1 protein-coding gene (running past one end of the window) is annotated in these 19,768 nt (G+C 76.4%); it reads left to right on the top strand.

Going from position 1 to position 19,768, the window contains the following annotated elements:
- Positions 1–19,768 carry the 3' portion of a type I polyketide synthase gene (locus tag ACIRD7_RS06410; RefSeq protein ID WP_403450470.1) on the top strand. It extends 18,506 nt beyond the left edge of the window, so 19,768 of the gene's 38,274 nt are visible here — the last part of the coding sequence; its start codon lies off the left edge, out of view; the stop codon is at positions 19,766–19,768.

Genomic DNA, 19,768 nt, shown 5'->3' on the forward strand with positions numbered 1-19,768 from the left:
GCGGTGGGGTGGGCTCGTTGATTTGCCGGCAGCGCTGGGCGAGCAGTCGCTGAGCCGGTTCCTGAGCGTGCTGGCGCGCACCGACGGCGAGGACCAGGTCGCCGTACGGGAGTCGGGGACGTACGGGCGGCGGCTCGTCGCCGCGCCTGCCCCTTCGCCGTCGATTGAGGAGCACCCTGTCGGCTGGCGGCCTTCCGGGACCGTCCTGGTCACCGGCGGCACCGGTGCGCTCGGTGCTCATGTCGCGCGCTGGCTCGCCGGGAACGGCGCCGAGCGGCTGGTGCTGGTGAGCCGGCGGGGGCCGGAGGCTCCCGGTGCGGAGGTTCTGGAGGAGGAGCTGACTCGGCTCGGGGTCGGTGTCACCGTCGTTGCCTGCGACATCTCCGATCGGGCGGGGGTCGCCGAAGTGCTGGCCGCGATCCCGGACGAGGCGCCGCTCACCGCCGTCGTGCACACGGCCGGTGTGCTGGACGACGGGGTGCTGCACAGCCTGACGCCGGAGCGGTTCGACTCGGTGTTCTGGGCCAAGGTGACCGCCGCCGAGGTCCTCGACGAGCTGACCCGCGATCGGGAACTGGACGCCTTCGTGCTGTTCTCGTCCCTGGCCGGTGCCGTCGGCAACCCGGGGCAGGCCAACTACGCCGCCGCGAACGCCGCGTTGGACGCGCTGGCCCGCCGCCGAGTCGCCGCCGGGCTGCCCGCCACCTCCCTCGCCTGGGGTGCGTGGAGCGGGGCCGGCATGGCCGCCGGGGGACGGCTCGGCCGGCACGCCTCCGGGACCGCCCTGCGACCGGACCTCGCCCTCACGGCGATGGCCGAGCTCGTGGCGGAGGGCCGGCCCGTCGAGGGATCGGAGGACCGGCCCGGCGGTGTCGGACGGTCCGTCGGGGGCCGCACGTTCCGCCCCGACACCGTCGTCGCCGATCTCGCCGACGACCGGCTGCTGGACGGCATGTTCGCGCTGCGGCACACCGCGTCCCTCACCACCCTGCCCGGGGCCCGGCAGATCGCGGCCGCCGCGCACCAGGCGCGGCAGGAACGCGCCGGTGCCGCCGCCGAGTTGCGTACGCGGCTGCTGGCGGCCCGTGAGGACGACCGGCTGCCGTTCGTTCTCGATGTGGTCCGTACCCATGCGGCGGCCGTGCTCGGGCATCCCGGGCCGGACGCCGTCAAGCCGGAACGGGCCTTCCAGGAGCACGGGTTCGACTCCCTCATGGCCGTCGAGCTGCGCAAGCGGCTCACCGTGGCCGCCGGGACGGCACTGTCGGCGACCATGGTTTACGACCATCCGACGCCGCTCGCGCTGGCCCGGCATCTGCTGGGCGAAGTCCTCGCCGAGGGCGGCTCGGCCGAGGTCGTCGCCACCGCCGCCGACGTGTCCGACGAGCCGATCGCGATCATCGGCATGAGCTGCCGCTTCCCCGGTGGCGTCGACTCCCCGGAGGCCTTCTGGGAGCTGATCTCCTCCGGTACGGACGCGATCGGGGAGTTCCCCGCCGACCGTGGATGGGACGTCTCGGGGCTGTACGACCCGGACGCCGACCGCAGCGGGACGACGTACTCCACACAGGGCGGATTCCTGGACGGGGCGGGCGAGTTCGACCCCTCCTTCTTCGGGATCTCGCCGCGCGAGGCGCTGGTCATGGACCCGCAGCAGCGGCTGCTGCTGGAGACCGCGTGGGAAGCGGTCGAGCGTGCCGGGATCGACCCGGGCACCCTGCGTTCCAGCCGCACCGGGGCGTTCATCGGCTCCAGCTACCAGGACTACGGGCGCGGTGCCGGGGAGGGCTCCGAGGGGCACATGGTGACCGGGAGCAGCCCGAGTGTGCTGTCGGGACGGCTGTCGTACGTCCTCGGGCTCGAAGGGCCCGCCGTCACCGTCGACACCGCCTGCTCGTCCTCCCTGGTCGCCCTGCACCTGGCCTGCCAGTCGCTGCGGGGCGGCGAGAGCACGCTCGCGCTGGCCGGCGGTGCGACGGTCATGACGACGCCGGACTCGTTCGTGGCGTTCAGCAGGCAGCGGGCGCTCGCCGCCGACGGACGCTGCAAGGCGTTCGGCGACGAGGCCGACGGGATGACCCTCGGGGAGGGCGTCGGACTGCTGCTCGTGGAGCGGCTCTCCGACGCCGTGGGCAACGGGCACCCCGTCCTCGCCGTGATCCGTGGCTCCGCCGTCAACCAGGACGGCGCCTCCAACGGTCTGACCGCCCCCAACGGGCCTTCGCAGCAGCGGGTCATCCGGCAGGCCCTCGCCAACGCGCACGTCACCCCGGACGACATCGACGCCGTCGAGGCGCACGGCACCGGCACCGCGCTCGGCGACCCGATCGAGGCGCAGGCGCTGGTCGCGACGTACGGCAGGGGCCGGGACCCGGAGCGGCCGGTGTGGCTCGGCTCGGTGAAGTCCAACATCGGGCACGCCCAGTCCGCCGCCGGTGTCGCCGGTGTCATGAAGATGGTGCTGGCGCTGCGGCACGGCGTGCTGCCGCCCACTCTGCACGTCGAGACGCCCTCGCGGCACATCGACTGGTCCTCGGGAGTGCTGCGGCTGCTCGACGAGGAGCGGCAGTGGCCCGCGAACGGGCGTCCGCGACGGTGCGCCGTGTCCTCCTTCGGCATCAGCGGCACCAACGCGCACGCGGTCCTGGAGGAGGCACCGGCCGCACAGCCGACGGCCGCCGAACCCTCCTTGCCCACCGCGCCTCCCGTGTCCGGCGCCCTCCCCTGGGTGCTGTCCGCCCGCGGCCGAGCCGCCCTGCGCGACCAGGCCACCGCTCTCGCCGGGCACGCCCTGGCCCGGCCCGCCGACGACCCGGCCGACACCGGCCACGCCCTCCTCACCACCCGCTCGCTGCACGACCACCGCGCGGTCGCCCTGGGCGCCGACGCGGCCGAACTCGCCGCCGCGCTGGGCGCGTTCGCCGCCCAGGAGCCCACCGCGCCGGTCGTGCACGGCGAGGCCGACGTGGACGGCCGTACCGTGTTCGTCTTCCCCGGCCAGGGCACCCAGTGGGACGGCATGGGCGCGCGCCTGCTGGACCTGTCGCCCGTGTTCGCCGAGCGCGTCGCCGCCTGCGCCCGCGCCCTCGACCCGTTCGTCGACTGGTCGCTGACCGCCGTACTGCGTCAGGAGCCCGGCGCGCCCGGACTCGACCGGGTGGACGTCGTCCAGCCCGCCACCTGGGCCGTGATGGTGTCGCTTGCCGCCGTGTGGGAGGTCCACGGTGTCCGTCCCGACGCGGTGATCGGGCACTCGCAGGGCGAGATCGCCGCGGCCGTCGTCGCGGGGGCGCTGTCCCTGGAGGACGGCGCCCGGGTCGTGGCACTGCGCAGCCAGGCCATCGGCCGCACCCTCGCCGGACGCGGCGGCATGATGTCGGTGCCGCTGCCCGTCGCCGAGGCCGGCGCCCGGCTGGAGCCGTGGGCGGACCGGCTGACCGTCGCCGCCGTCAACGGGCCCGGCGCGGTCGTGGTCTGCGGTGACCCCGAGGCGCTCGACGCCCTCCACGACCAGCTCACCTCCGACGGCGTGCGGGCACGCAAGATCCCCGTGGACTACGCCTCGCACTCCGACCACGTGACCGACCTGCACGACGAACTCCTCGACGTGCTCGCCCCGGTCCGGCCGCGCGCACCGCGGATCCCGATGCTGTCCACGGTCACCGGGGAGTGGCTCGGCGACCCGGCGTCGGACGGCGGCACGGACGCCGCCTACTGGTACCGCAACCTGCGGCAGACGGTCCGCTTCGGGCCCGCCGTCGAACACCTCCTGGCCTCCCAGCACCGGGCGTTCATCGAGATCAGCGCCCACCCGGTGCTCACCCTCGGCATCCAGGGCTCCGTCGACGAGGCGGGCGTCGCGGCGTACATCGGCGGCACGCTGCGGCGCGGCGAGGACGACGCGCGACGCGTACTGGCCTCGCTCGCCGAGGCGTTCGTGCGCGGGGTGCACGTCGACTGGACCGCCGCGTACGGCGGGGGCACCCGGCGCCGGGTGGATCTGCCGACCTACCGCTTCCAGCACCAGCGGCTCTGGGTGCCACCGGTGACGCCCGGCACGGACACGGGTGCGGCCGGCACGGAGGACGCGGCCTTCTGGAACGCCGTGGCGGACTCCGACCTGCCGGGGCTCGCCCGCGACCTCGAGGTCGCCGAGGACGCGCTGGCCGCCGTACTGCCCGGCCTCACCGCCTGGCGCAAGCGGCGCGGCGAGCAGTCCACCCTGGACGACTGGCGGTACAAGGTGCGTTGGGTGCCGATGCCGGTGCCGGGCGGTACGGCCGCCGGGCGCTGGCTCGTGGTCACCGCCGACGGCGACGACGGCACGGAGGTCTCGGCGGCGCTCGCCGCGCACGGTGCCGAACCCGTGCGGCTCGTGCTCGACGACACCCACCTCGACCGCGAGGTGGCGGCGGCGGTCCTTCGGGACGCCGGTCTGACGGCCCACGGCGACGCGCCCCCGGTCGCCGGCATCGTCTCCCTGCTCGCAGCGGCCGAACAGGACTGCCCCGGCCACCCCGGCGCCGCCCTGGGCACCGCCCTCAACGTCGTCCTCGTCCAGGCCCTCGCCGACCTCGACGCGAGCGCCCCCCTGTGGCTCCTGACCCGAGGCGCCACCGCCACCGGCCGCGCCGACCGAGTCACCCACCCCGTCCAGGCACAGTCAACAGGCATCGCCTGGACCACGGCCCTGGAACACCCCCGCTTCTGGGGCGGCACCCTGGACCTGCCCGAAGCCCTGGACGAGCGAGCAGCCCGCCGCCTCGCGGCCGTCCTGGCGGGGGGCCCACACACCGCCGAGGACCAACTGGCCCTGCGCACCTCAGGCATCTTCGCCCGCCGCGTCATCCGAGACCGGTCCGGGAACGCCCCAAAGGGGCGCGGGGAACTGCGCGACCAGCCACAACGGAGCAGCAGCCGCCAGACCACCCAAAGCGGCACCCCCACCCGCGGCTGGACCCCCCGCGGCACCACCCTCATCACCGGAGGCACCGGCACCCTGGGCCCCCACATAGCCCGCTGGCTATCCGCCCAAGGCGCAGACCACATCGTCCTGGTCAGCCGCCGCGGCGAAGCCGCACCAGGCGCCCCCGAACTCGTAGCCGAGCTGTCAGAATCCGGCACCGACGTCACGGTCGCCGCCTGCGACATCACCGACCGCGCCGCCCTCGCCGCGCTCCTGGAGCGGCTGCGCGCCGACGGGCACACCCTGCGCACGGTGATCCACGCCGCCGCCGTCATCGAGCTGCACACCCTCGCCGACACCGACCTCGCCGCCCTCTCCCGCGTCCTGCACGCCAAGGTCGACGGCGCCCGCAACCTCGACGCGCTGCTCGCCGACACCGACCTCGACGCGTTCGTGCTGTTCTCCTCCGTCGCCGGACTGTGGGGCAGCGGGCAGCACGCCGCGTACGTCGCGGGCAACGCCCACCTCGGCGCGATCGCCGCCGAGCGCCGGGCCCGGGGCCTGAAGGCGACCTCCGTCCACTGGGGCATCTGGGCCAACGAACTCGGCGTCGGCCGCGTAGCCCCGGACCAGGTCCGCCGCACCGGCCTGGTGTTCATGAACGCCGACCTCGCGCTCGCCGGGATGCGCCGCGCCCTCGACGACGACGAGGCCGTCCTCGCCGTCGCCAACGTCGACTGGGACCGCTACTACCCCGTCTTCACGTCCGTCCGCGAGACCCGGCTGTTCGACGAGGTACCCGAGACCCGGCGGGCCGTCGGGACCGGGGAGCGGCAACAGGTCTCCGCCGACGGGGAGTTCGCCGCCCGGCTGGCCGCGCTGCCGGCCGCCGAGCGGGACCGGCTGCTGCTGGACACCGTGCGCGGGCAGGCCGCCGCCGTGCTCGGCCTCGCCGGGACCGACGACCTGTCCGAGCGGCGCGCCTTCCGTGATGCCGGCTTCGACTCGATCACCGCGGTCGACCTGCGCAACCGGATCGCCTCCGCCACTGGACTCACCCTGCCCGCCACCCTCGTCTTCGACCACCCGACGCCCGCCGCGCTCGCCGCGCACCTGCGCACCCTCCTCGCCCCCGGCACGGACACCGGCACGGCCGGCCCCGCCGCGCCCGTCGCCGCCGACGAACCGATCGCCATCGTCGGCATGAGCTGCCGCTACCCCGGCGGCGTCGACTCGCCCGAGGCGCTGTGGGACCTCGTCATGTCCGGCACCGACGCCATCAGCGGCTTCCCCGCCGACCGCGGCTGGCCCGTCGAGGACCTCTACGACCCCGACCCGGACACCCCCGGCCGCACCTACGCCGTCCAGGGCGGATTCCTGCACGCCGCCGCCGACTTCGACCCGCTGTTCTTCGGCATCTCGCCCCGCGAGGCCCTCACCATGGACCCGCAGCAGCGCCTGCTGCTGGAGACGTCCTGGGAGGCCTTCGAACGGGCCGGGATCGTGCCCGAGCGGATCCGTGGCAGCCGGACCGGCGCGTTCATCGGCGCCAGCTACCACGACTACCCGGCCGCCCACGGCGACAGCGCCGACGGGCACGCCGTGACCGGCTCCCTCACCAGCGTCCTGTCCGGCCGCGTCTCCTACCTCCTCGGCCTGGAGGGCCCGGCCGTCACCCTCGACACCGCCTGCTCCTCCTCCCTGACCGCGCTGCACCTGGCCTGCCAGTCGCTCCGGGGCGGCGAGAGCGACCTCGCGCTCGCGGGCGGCGTCAGCCTCATGGCCACCCCGAACACCTTCATCGGCTTCAGCAGCCAGCGCGCCCTCGCCCCCGACGGCCGCTGCAAGGCCTACGGCGACGGGGCCGACGGCATGGCGCTCGCCGAGGGCGTCGGCATGGTCCTCGTCGAACGGCTCTCCGACGCCGTACGCAACGGGCACCCCGTCCTCGCCGTCGTCCGCGGCTCCGCCGTCAACCAGGACGGCGCCTCCAACGGCCTGACCGCTCCCAACGGGCCCGCCCAACAGCGCGTCATCCGCGCCGCACTCGCCGGCGCCCGCCTGGAGCCCGGAGACGTGGACGCCGTGGAGGGCCACGGCACCGGCACCGCCCTCGGCGACCCGATCGAGGCACAGGCCCTCCTCGCCACCTACGGCCAAGGCCGCGAACGCCCGCTGCTGCTCGGCTCGGTGAAGTCCAACATCGGGCACAGCCAGGCCGCGTCCGGGATCGCCGGTGTCATCAAGATGGTCACCGCGCTGCGGCACGGCGTCCTGCCGCCCACCCTGCACGCCGACACGCCCTCCTCGCACGTCGACTGGTCGGCGGGAGAGGTGCGCCTGCTGACGCGGGCCACCGACTGGCCGGAGACGGGACGGCCGCGACGGGCCGCCGTGTCCTCGTTCGGGATCAGCGGCACCAATGTGCACACCGTCCTCGAACAGGCCCCGGAACAGGCCGGCGCCCCCCAGGGCGCGGACCCCGACGGCCCGCTGCCGGTGCTCGTCTCCGCCCGCACCGACGACGCCCTGCGCGCCCAGGCCGCACGCCTCCTCGCCCACGCCGAGGAGCGGACCGCTCTCCCGGTCGACCGCCTCGCCGCCGGTCTCGCCCTGCACCGGTCGGCCTTCGAACGCCGGGCCGCCGTGGTCGCGCACGACCGGGACGAACTGCTGCGCGGGCTGCGCGCCCTGCGCGACGGACAGCCCGACCCGGCCCTGGTCCGGGCCGGTGCCGGACGTGGGCGGGTCGCCTTCCTCTTCACCGGACAGGGCGGCCAGCGCCCCGGCATGGGACGTGAACTCTACGACCGCCACCCGGTGTTCGCCGACGCCCTCGACGCCGTCCTCGCCCACCTCGACGCCGGGCGCGACGTACCGCTGAGGGACGTGATGTTCGCGCCCGAGGGCACCCCCGAGGCCGCGCTGCTCGACCACACCGGATACACCCAGCCCGCCCTGTTCGCCTTCGAGGTCGCCCTGTTCCGCCTCGTCGAGTCCTGGGGCATCGCCCCCGACTACGTCACCGGCCACTCCGTCGGCGAGATCGCCGCCGCCCACGTGGCCGGAGCGCTCGACCTGGCCGACGCCTGCGCCCTGGTGGCCGCCCGCGCCCGGCTCATGGCGGGGCTGCCCGAGGGCGGCGCGATGGTGTCCGTGACGGCGACCGAGGACGAGGTCGCCCCGCTGCTCGACGAGCGGGTGGCCGTCGCGGCGGTCAACGGCCCCGCCTCACTGGTCCTGTCCGGCGAGGAGGAGGCCGTCGAGGCCGTCGCCGCCACGCTCGCCGCACGCGGCCACCGCACCCGGCGCCTGCGCGTCAGTCACGCCTTCCACTCGCCGCGCATGGACGCCGTACTGGACGAGTTCGCCGAGGCCGCCGCCGGCATCCGGCCGGCCCCCGCCGCGCTCCCGCTGGTCTCCACCCGCACCGGCGACGTCATCACCGACGACGAACTCGCCGCCCCCGACCACTGGGTGCGGCACCTGCGTGACACCGTGCGGTTCGCCGACGCCGTGACGACCCTCACCGGCCGCGGAGTGCGGACGTTCCTGGAGATCGGCCCGGACGCCGTCCTCAGCGGCATGACCCGAGCCGTCGTCGACGACGACCCCTCCCTCGGCGAGGCCGCGGCCGTCGTACCGCTGGCGCGCCGCGACCGGGCCGAGGCGGCACAGCTCACCACCGCCGTCGCGGCCGCCCACGTGCACGGCGTCCCCGTCGACTGGGCGGCCTTCCTCACCGCCGCCGGAGTCCCCGACCACCCGCTCGACCTGCCCACCTACGCCTTCCAGCGGCAGCGCTACTGGCCCGAACCCGGCACCGCCGCACCGGCGGCCGCAGCCGACCCGGCCGACGCCGCGTTCTGGTCCGCCGTCGAACACGAGGACACCACCGCCCTCGCCGCACAGCTCGGCCTCGACGCGGAGACGGCCGGTTCGCTCACGCCCGCCCTCGCCGCCTGGCGCCGGCGCCGCCACGACCGGGCCCGGCTCGACTCCGTACGCCATCACGTCGTCTGGCGGCCCGCCCAGCCAGCCCCCGCCGACCTCACCGGAACATGGCTGGCGCTGCTGCCCGAAAACACGGACACCACCGGGAGCGAGGACGTTCTCACCGCCCTCGACACCCCCGTCGTGCGCGTCACGGTCGCGGCCGACCGGGAGCGGACCGCGGCCCGGCTCCGGGACCTCGACGGGCCGTTCACCGGCGTCCTGTCCCTGCTCGCCCTCGCGGGCGAGGACGGCCCCGCGCTCACCACCATCGCCTGCCAGGCACTCGGCGACGCCGAGGTCGACGCGCCCCTGTGGTGCGTGACCCGCGGAGCCATCTCCGTGCTCGGGGCGGGCGAGCCCGTGCGCGACCCGGCGCAGGCCGGCGTGTGGGGGCTGGGCCGGGTCGTCGCCCTCGAACACCCCGGACGCCTCGGCGGACTCGTGGACCTGCCCGACCGGCTCGACGCCGCCGCCGGGCGCCGGTTGCGGGCCGTCCTCGCCGGCCGGGACGCCGAGACCGCCGTACGGGACAGCGGTGTGTACGTCCGCCGGCTCGTCCGGGCCCCGCGGCGCGAGACCGCGGCGACACCCGCCCACGGCCTCGCCGACGCGCACGGCACCGTCCTCATCACCGGCGGCACCGGAGCCCTCGGCGCCCACGCCGCCCGCCGCCTCGCCCGCGAGGGCGCGGGACACCTGCTGCTGCTCGGCCGCCGCGGCCCCGACGCCCCCGGCGCCACCGAGCTGCGCGACGAACTCACCGCCCTCGGCGCCCGCGTCACCCTGGCCGCCTGCGACGCCGCCGACCGCGAGCAGCTGGCCGCCGTCCTCGCCGCCCTGCCCGCCGACGCGCCCCTGACCGCCGTCCTGCACACGGCCGGCGTCGTCGAGGACCGCGTCCTCGACGCCCTCACACCGGACGACTTCACGGCCGTACTGCGCGCCAAGGTCACCGCCGCGCAGAACCTCGACGCGCTCACCCGCGGGCTGCCGCTCGCCGCGTTCGTGCTGTACTCCTCGACCGCCGGTGTCCTCGGCGCCGCCGGACAGGCCAACTACGCGGCCGCCAACGCCCGCCTCGACGCCATAGCTGCCCGCCGCCGCGCCGACGGCCTGCCCGCCACCTCAATCGCCTGGGGGCCGTGGGCCGGAGCGGGCATGGCCGCCGGGGAGGACGTCGACCGCCGGCTGCGGCGCGCCGGACTCACCCCGCTCGACCCCGGGCTCGGCGTCGACGCCCTGCTGGACGCGGTCGCCCACGACGAGACGACGGTCACCGTCGCCGACGTCGACTGGTCGCGCCTCGCCGCCCTGCAACCCGCCTCGGCCGCCCTGCTCACCGAACTCGCCGGGCCCGTCGCCGCCGACGAGGGACCGGGTGCGCCGGGCGAGGACGATCTGCGGTCCCGGCTGGCCGCGCTGCCGCCCGCCGAACGCGGCCGCACCCTGCTGGACGTGCTGCGCACCCGGATCGCCGCCGTCCTCGGCCACGCCGACCGGCGGACCGTCGAGGCCGACTGGACCTTCCGCGACCTCGGCTTCGACTCCCTGACCACCCTCGAACTGCGCAACGGCATCGCCGCCGCCACCGGCCTGACCCTGCCCGCCTCCCTCGTCTACGACCACCCGACACCGCAGCACCTCGCCGACTTCCTCCTCGGCGAACTCCTCGGCGACAGCGGCGAGTCCACGCCCGAGGCCGTGCTGCCGCACGCCCGCGCCGTCGCCGACGACCCGATCGCCGTCGTCGGCATCGGCTGCCGCTACCCCGGCGGCGTCACCGGCCCCGACGACCTGTGGCGGCTGCTCGCCGACGGACGCGACGCCATCGGCCCGTTCCCCGACGACCGCGGCTGGGACCTCGCCGCGCTCGCCGACGGTGCCTCCGCCACCCGCGAGGGCGGATTCCTCGACGCGGTCGCCGACTTCGACGCCGACTTCTTCGGCATCTCCCCGCGCGAGGCCCTCGCCATGGACCCCCAGCAGCGCCTGCTCCTCGAGACCTCCTGGGAGGCCCTGGAACGCGCCGGCATCGACCCGACCGGACTGCGCGCCACCCCCACCGGCGTGTTCGTCGGCACCAATGGCCAGGACTACGCCACCGTCCTGCGGCGCGGCACCACCGACGTCCAGGGCTACGCCGCCACCGGCAACACCGCCAGCGTGCTCTCCGGCCGGCTGTCCTACGCCCTCGGCCTGGAGGGCCCGGCCGTCACCGTCGACACCGCCTGCTCCGCCTCGCTCGTCGCCCTGCACTGGGCCGTGCGGGCGCTGCGCGACGGGGACTGCTCTCTCGCCCTGGCGGGCGGCGTGTCCGTGATGTCGGCGCCGGACGCCTTCGTGGAGTTCAGCGCCCAGGGCGGACTGGCCTCCGACGGCCGCTGCAAGGCGTTCTCCGCCGCCGCCGACGGCACCTCCTGGTCCGAGGGCGTCGGAGTCCTCGTCCTCGAACGGCTCTCCGACGCCCGCCGGGGCGGCCACCGCGTACTCGGTCTGATCCGCGGCTCCGCCGTCAACCAGGACGGCGCCTCCAACGGCCTCACCGCCCCCAACGGGCCCTCCCAGCAGCGCGTCATCCGCCACGCCCTCGCCGACGCCGGGCTCCGCGCGGCCGACGTCCAGGCCGTCGAGGCGCACGGCACCGGCACGACCCTGGGCGACCCGATCGAGGCCGAGGCGCTGCTCGCCGCCTACGGACGGGACCGCGAACAGCCCCTGCTGCTCGGCACGGTGAAGTCCAACCTCGGCCACACCCAGGCCGCCGCCGGTGTCGCCGGCGTCATCAAGGTGCTCCTCGCCATGCGCCACGGCGTCCTGCCGCGCACCCTGCACGCCGAGGACCCCTCGCCGCACATCGGCTGGACGCCGGGCGGACTCGCCCTGGTCACCGAGGCCACGCCCTGGCCCACGGGCCGGGCACCGCGCCGGGCCGGAGTCTCCGCGTTCGGCATGAGCGGCACCAACGCGCACGTCATCGTGGAGCAGGCCCCCGAGGAACCGCCCACGACGCGAGCGGCCGGCACCGGGACCGACTCCACCTGGCCGTGGACCGTCTCCGCCCGCACCGCCGCCGCCCTCGACGCCCAGCTCGACCGGCTGCGCACCGCCGATCCGGCGGCGGCCCCCGCCGACGTGGCCCTCACCCTCGCCACCGCGCGCGCCGCACTCCCGCACCGGGCCGTGCTGCTCGCCGGACCCGACGGGGTGACCGAGGCCGCCCGGGGCCGGGCCCGCGCCACCCGCGGCCCGCTCGCCGTCGTCTTCTCCGGACAGGGTGGCCAATGCCTCGGCATGGGCCGCGAACTCCACGCCCGCTTCCCGGTGTTCGCCGACGCCCTCGACGCCGTCCTGGCCCGGCTCGACCTGGAGCTCGGCCGCCCGCTGCGCCCACTCATGTGGGGCGACGACCCGGCCGGCCTCGACCGCACCGGCACGGCACAGCCCGCCCTGTTCGCCGTCGAGGTCGCGCTGTTCCGGCTCCTGGAGTCCTGGGGCATCACACCCGAGTACGTCGTCGGCCACTCCGTCGGCGAGATCACGGCCGCCCACGTCGCCGGCGTCCTCACCCTCGACGACGCCTGCGCCCTGGTCGCCGCCCGCGCCCGGCTCATGGACGCCCTGCCGCCCGGCGGCGCCATGGCCGCCGTACGGGCGGGCGAGGAGGACGTACGGCCGCTGCTCGTGGACACCGCCGTCTCTGTCGCCGCCGTCAACGCGCCCGACGCGGTCGTGCTGTCCGGTGAGCGGGGCGCCCTGGACGCCGTCCTCGACCGGCTCGACGCCGCGCGGGTCACCCGCCTGCGGGTCAGCCACGCCTTCCACTCGCCGCTCATGGAACCGATGCTCGACGCGTTCCGCGCCGTCCTCGACGGCATCGAGTTCCACGCGCCGACGCTCACCGTCCTCGCCGACCTCACCGGACGCCCCGCCGCGGACGGTGAACTGGGCACGCCCGACTACTGGGTGCGGCACGTCAGGGAGACCGTCCGGTTCGCCGACTGCGTCGCCGCGCTGCGCGAGGCCGGCGTCGGTGCGATCGTCGAGGCCGGACCCGACGCCGTGCTCTCGGGAGCCGTACGGTCCCAGCTCGGCGACGACATCCCCGTCGTGCCGCTGCTGCGCAGGGACGGCGACGAGGCGACCGCCGCGCTGACCGCCCTCGCCCGGCTGCACGCCGACGGCGTCCCGGTGGACTGGGCCCGCTTCTTCACCGGGACCGGCGCCCGGCTCGTCGATCTGCCCACCTACGCCTTCCAGCACCGCCGCTACTGGCCGGAGACCGCGCCCGTGGCCCAGACCGATCCCGTGGAGGCCGAGTTCTGGCAGGCCGTCGAGGCGTCCGACCCCGCGGCCCTCGCCGCCGCCCTGGGCACCGACCTCGGCTCCGAGGCGACGGCCGCGCTGGCGACGTGGCGGCGTGGGCGCCGGGCCCGTGCGGCCGCCGACGAACTCCTCTACCGGGCCGAGTGGGTGCCGGTTCCGGTGCCCGAGGCGTCCGGCGGCGGGAGCTGGCTGCTCCTGACGGGGGCCGGCGACGAGGCCTGGGCCGACGCCGCCGTCACGGCCCTCGGCGCCGACCGGCTGCGGCAGGTCGACGCGGACGCGTTGACCGACGGCGCCGCCGAGGCGGTCGGCGTGCTGGCTCTGCCCGGCGCGGTGCGCACGCACGGCCCGGACGGACTGCTGCTCCGGCTGGAGAGGGCGGGCATCGCCGAACCGCTGTGGTGCGTCACCCACCAGGGCGTCAGGACCGGCCCGGCCGACCCCGCCGCGGACCTGTCCTCCGCGGCGGCCTGGGGCGCCGGACGCGTCGCCGCCCTGGACAGCGCCGGCCGGTGGGGCGGACTGCTCGACCTGGACACCGCCCCCGACGAGCGGCTCGGCGCCCTCCTCGCCCACGCCGGTTCGGCGTCCGCCGAACGCGAACTGGCCCTGCGCGCCGACGGGGTGCGGGCCCGGCGCATCGTCCGCGCCCGCCCCGGCACCGGCGGTGCCGGCTGGACGCCGCGCGGCACCGTGCTCGTCGTCGGCACCGGCCCCATGGGCAGGGCGGTGGCCCGCCGGGCCGCCCTCACCGGCGCCGACCGCGTCCTGCTCGTCGGCCGCGCCCCCGCCGAGGACAACGCCGCCCGCGTCCTCGCCGACACCACCGGCACCCCGGCCCCCGTCACGGTCCACACCTGCGACACCACCGACCGCACGGCCCTGGCGGCGCTGCTCGACGGCCCGGACGCGACGGGGCTGACGGCAGTGGTCCATGCCGAGGAACCTCAGGCGATCACCGCCGACGGTCCGGGTGCCACCGGGCTGACGGCCGAGGCCCTCGACCACGCACTCGCCGGCGTACTCGCCCTCGACGACCTCCTCGCCGGCCGCGACCTGGACGCCTTCGTGCTGTTCGGGTCGGTCGCCGCCACGTGGGGTGTCCGTGGCCGGAGTGCGGAGGCCGCCGTCGGTGCCGCTCTGGAGGCCCTTGCCGAGCGGGGACGGGAGCAGGGCCGTGCCACCGTGGCGATCGCCTGGAACGCCTGGGCCGGGACCGTCGAACCGTCCCTCGCCGGGCACTTGAGGCTCACGGGCATCCCGGCCCTCGACCCGGACACCGCGCTCGCCGCCCTCGACCGGGCCGTCGGCCTCGGCCTGCCCGCCGTCACCGCGGCCGGCGTCGACTGGACGACGTTCGCCCCCGCGCACACCGCGAGCGGCGCCCCCACCGCGCTGTTCGCCGCGCTGCCCGAGGCCCGCGACGCGCTGGCCGCCGCGGCCGACGCCGAGCCCGGCGACACCCCGGCCGCCCGCCTGCGCGCCGACCTGCTCGCCGTGCCCGCGACCGAGCGTGCCGACACCCTCCTCGCCCTCGTCCGGGAGAAGAGCGCCCTCGTCCTCGGCCATGGCCGGGGCACGGCCGCCGTCGACGCCGTCGAACCCGACCGGCCCTTCCGCGACCTCGGCTTCGACTCGCTGGCCGCCGTCGACCTGCGGGACCAACTGGCCCGCGCCACCGGCCTGTCGGTGCCCGCCACCGCCGTGTTCGACCACCCGACCCCGGACGAACTCGCCCGCCACCTGCTCGGCGAACTCCTCGGCGGCACCGGGCGGTCGGAGCACCACGAGGCGCCCGCACCCGTCGCCGCGACCGACGACCCGATCGTCATCGTCGGCATGAGCTGCCGCTACCCCGGTGGCGTACGGTCCCCCGAGGACCTGTGGGAGCTGGTCGTCGCGGGAGTCGACGCCACCGGCGACATGCCCCTCGACCGCGGCTGGGACTTCGACCGGCTGCTCTCCGGCGGACCCGGCGGCAGCGTCACCCGGCGCGGCGGATTCCTCGCCGACGCGGCCGACTTCGACCCGGGCTTCTTCGGCATCTCGCCCAACGAGGCCCTCGTCATGGACCCGCAGCAGCGGCTCGTCCTGGAAGCGGCCTGGGAGGCACTGGAACGGGCGGGCATCGACCCGACCGGACTGCGCGGCAGCGACGCGGGCGTGTTCGTCGGCGGCACCAGCGGCGACTACCGGCTCCCGGACGACCTCGGGCGCTGGGAGACCGCGCAGTCCGGCAGCCTGCTCTCCGGCCGCGTCGCCTACACCCTGGGGCTGCAGGGGCCCACCGTCTCCGTCGACACCGCCTGCTCCTCCTCGCTCGTGGCCCTGCACCTGGCCGTGCAGGCGCTGCAGGCGGGGGAGTGCGACGTCGCCCTCGCGGGCGGTGTGACGGTCATGTCGACACCGGTCGGCTTCGTCGAGTTCACCGCACAGGGCGCACTGTCCGCCGACGGCCGCTGCAAGGCGTTCTCCGCCGACGCGGACGGCACCGGCTGGGCGGAGGGCGTCGGCATGCTCGTCGTGGAACGGCTCTCGGACGCCGAACGGCTCGGGCACCCCGTGCTCGCCGTCGTGCGCGGCACCGCCATCAACCAGGACGGCGCCTCCAACGGCCTCACCGCCCCCAACGGCCCCGCCCAGCAGCGGGTCATCCGCCGCGCCCTTGCGGCCGCCGGGCTCACCCCGGCCGGCGTGGACGCCGTCGAGGCGCACGGCACCGGCACCTCGCTCGGCGACCCGATCGAGGCCCAGGCACTGCTCGCCACCTACGGCCAAGGCCGCGAACGGCCGCTGCTGCTCGGCTCGGTGAAGTCCAACATCGGGCACACCCAGGCCGCCTCCGGCGTCGCGGGCGTGATCAAGATGGTGCAGGCGATGCACACCGGTCTGCTGCCGCGCACCCTGCACGCCGACACCCCGTCCCCGCACATCGACTGGGCCTCCGGCGCCGTACGACTGCTGAGCGACGCCACCGACTGGCCGGACACCGGCCGCCCGCGCCGCGCGGGCGTGTCCTCCTTCGGCGCGAGCGGCACCAACGCCCACGTCGTCCTGGAACAGGCACCCCCGGTGCCCGCCACGCCGCCCGCGACGGAGGCACGCCACCCGCTGCCCGTGGTGCTCTCCGCCCGCACCCCGGGCGCCCTGCGCGACCAGGCCCGCCGTCTCCTCGACCGGGTCACCGCCGCACCGCCTCCCGCCGTCGCCGACCTGGCGTACGCGCTGGCCACCGGACGCGCCCTGTTCGAGCACCGGGCCGCCCTCACCGTCACCGGCCACGACGACCTCACGACGGGCCTCGCCGCACTCGCCGACCCGTCCGGCGCGGCCGAGGCTCCCGGCGTGCTGCGCGCGGACGCGCCCCGCTCCGGCCGGGTGGCCTTCCTCTTCCCCGGCCAGGGCAGCCAGCGCCTGGGCACCGGCCGGGAGTTGTACGACATCCACCCGGCGTTCCGTGCCGCGCTCGACGAGGTGCTCGGCCACTTCGACCCGGCGGTGCGGGAGGTGATGTGGGGCGACGACGAGGCGGCCCTCGACCGCACCGGCACGGCACAGCCCGCGCTGTTCGCCGTCGAGGTCGCGCTGTTCCGGCTGCTGGAGTACTGGGGGATCACCCCGGACTACGTCGTCGGCCACTCCGTCGGGGAGATCGCCGCCGCCCACGCCGCGGGCGTCCTCCCGCTCGCCGACGCCTGCCGGCTCGTCGCCGCCCGCGCCCGCCTGATGGACCGGCTGCCCGAGGGCGGCGCCATGAGCGCGGTGCAGGCCACCGAGGACGAGGTCCGGCCGCTGCTCACCGACCGGGTGTCGGTGGCGGCCGTCAACGGCCCCGACGCGCTGGTCGTCTCCGGCGACGAGGACGAAGTCCTGCGCATCGCCGGGCACTTCGCGGACCTCGGGCGCCGCACCGGCCGGCTGCGCGTCAGTCACGCCTTCCACTCCCCGCACATGGAACCGATGCTGGACGCCTTCCGCGCCGAGCTCACAGGTCTCACCGTCACGGCACCCGCCATCCCGGTCGTCTCCAACCTGACCGGCCGCCTCGCCGGGGCCGGCGACGACTTCGGTTCGGCCGAGTACTGGGTACGGCACGTGCGCGAAGCGGTCCGGTTCGCCGACGGCGTACGAGCTCTGCGCGAGCGTCAGGTGTCGGTGCTGGTGGAGGTCGGACCGGGTGGTGTGCTGCTCGGCATGGCCGGTGCGGGGGAGGCCGCGGCCGCGCTCGCCGTGCCGCTGCTGCGCCGTGACCACACCGAGGCGCGGTCGCTGGCGAGTGCCGTGGCCCGGCTGCGGCTCGCCGGACTCGACGTGGACTGGGACGCCTACTTCGCCGGGACCGGGGCGCGGCGGACCGACCTGCCGACGTACCCCTTCCAGCACGAGCGGTTCTGGCCCGAGCACCCCGCACGGCGTACCGCGCGGGGCGAGGACGGCGACTTCTGGACGGCCGTCGAGAAGGAGGACTTCGCCGGCCTCGGCGCCCGGCTCGACGTCGACGACGACGCCCTGGCCAAGGTGCTGCCCGCGCTGCTCGACTGGCGGCGCGGCCGCGACACCGAGAACCGCATGGACGGCTGGCGGCACCGCCTGGTGTGGCAGCCGCTGTCCGGCCTGACGGCCCGCCGCGCCACCGGCACCTGGCTCGCCGTACTGCCCGCGTCACGCGCCCACGACGCCTGGACGGACGCGGTGCTGGACGGGCTCGGCACACCGGTCGTCCGGCTGCGCGCCGAGACAACGGACCGCGCCGAACTCGCCGCCCTCGTACGGACCCACGGCAGCGGATACACCGGCGTGCTGTCCCTGTTGGCCCTGGAGGACGACGGGTCACCCGCCGGCACCGCCGCCCTAGTGCAGGCGCTAGGCGACGCGGGTCTGACCGCGCCTCTGTGGTGCGTCACCCGCGGCGCGGTGTCGGTCGGCGCTGCGGACGCGGCGCCCGCACCCGAGCAGGCCGCCGTCTGGGGCCTGGGCCGGGTCGCCGCGCTGGAGTACCCGGACCGCTGGGGCGGCCTCGTCGACCTGCCGGCCGGCGTGCCCGACGCCCGCGAACTCGGCGCCCTCGCCGCCGTGCTCACCGGGCAGGACGGCGAGGACCAGGTCGCCGTCCGCGCCGGCACCGTCTTCGCCGGCCGTATCGTCCCGGCACCCGGCGACGGCCGGGACCCGGACGCCGCCTGGCAGCCCTCCGGCACCACCCTGATCACCGGCGGCACCGGCGCCCTGGCCGCCCATGTCGCACGGCGCCTCGCCAAGGCCGGCGCCCCGCACCTCGTACTCGCCGGACGCCGGGGCCCCGACGCGCCGGGGGCCGCCGCGCTGCGCGACGAACTGACCGGCCTCGGCGCCCGCGTCACGCTCGCCGCGTGCGACGTCGCCGACCGCGAGCAGCTCGCCGCACTGCTCGCCGCCGTCCCGGACGACCTCCCGCTGACCGCCGTCGTGCACACCGCCGGCGTCGTCGACGACGGCGTCCTGGACCGGCTCACCCCCGAGCGGTTCGCCACCGTCCTTGGCGCGAAGGCGGCCTCCGCGCTGCTCCTCGACGAACTCACCCGGGACAGCGACCTCGAGGTGTTCGCCCTGTTCTCCTCGGCGACCGCCCTCGTCGGCAACCCCGGCCAGGCCAACTACGCCGCCGCCAACGCCGTCCTGGACGCGCTCGCCGAACGGCGCCGCGCCGAGGGCCTGCCCGCCACGGCCATCGCCTGGGGTGTGTGGGGAGGCGGCGGCATGGCCGGGGGCGCCGCCGCCGAGGAGGCCATGCGGCGGGTCGGCATCGAGCCCATGGACCCGGAGCTCGCCGCCGAGATGCTGTGCCGGCTCGTCACCGAACCCCACCCGACCGCCCTGGTCGCCCAACTGGCCACGGACGCGTTCGCCGGACCCGCCGCCGGACGCCCCCGCGCCCTCCTGCGCGGGCTGCCCGGCCACGACCGCCCGCAAGGCGCCGCCGAGCCGGCCGCCGAACCGGCCGACGCCCTGCGGGAGCGGCTCGCCGAGCTGCCCCCCGCCCGCCGCACCGAGGCCGTCCTGGACCTGGTGCTGGCGCGGGCCGCTGCCGTCCTCGGCCACCGCGACCCGGCCGCCGTCGGCGCCGAACGCCTCTTCCGCGACCTCGGCGTCGACTCCCTCGGCGCGGTCGAGCTGCGCAACCAGCTCACCGCCGCCACCGGCCTCCCCCTCGCCGCCACCCTCGTCTTCGACCACCCCACCCCGCTGGCGCTCGCCCAGCACCTGACGGAACGCCTGGCACCCACCGCGTCCGACGCGACCGACGAGGACGCCGGCATCCGCGCGGCGCTCGCCCGACTGCCCCTGGACCGGCTGCGCGAGACCGGACTGCTCGACGAACTCCTCGCCCTGGCCGCCGACCACGGGCCCACCGCGCCCCCGGCGGCCCCCGAACCCGACGCCGACATCGACGCCATGGCGCTCGACGACCTCGTTCGCGCCGCACTCCAGGGCCACGGAGCCGGCCCCGACGACCCCACCGAACCCCACGACTCGTACGACCCGACCGACGAGTCCGCCGAGTGA

Origin of the sequence: Streptomyces sp. NPDC093568 (assembly GCF_044764945.1) — a bacterium.
GTDB lineage: Bacteria > Actinomycetota > Actinomycetes > Streptomycetales > Streptomycetaceae > Streptomyces.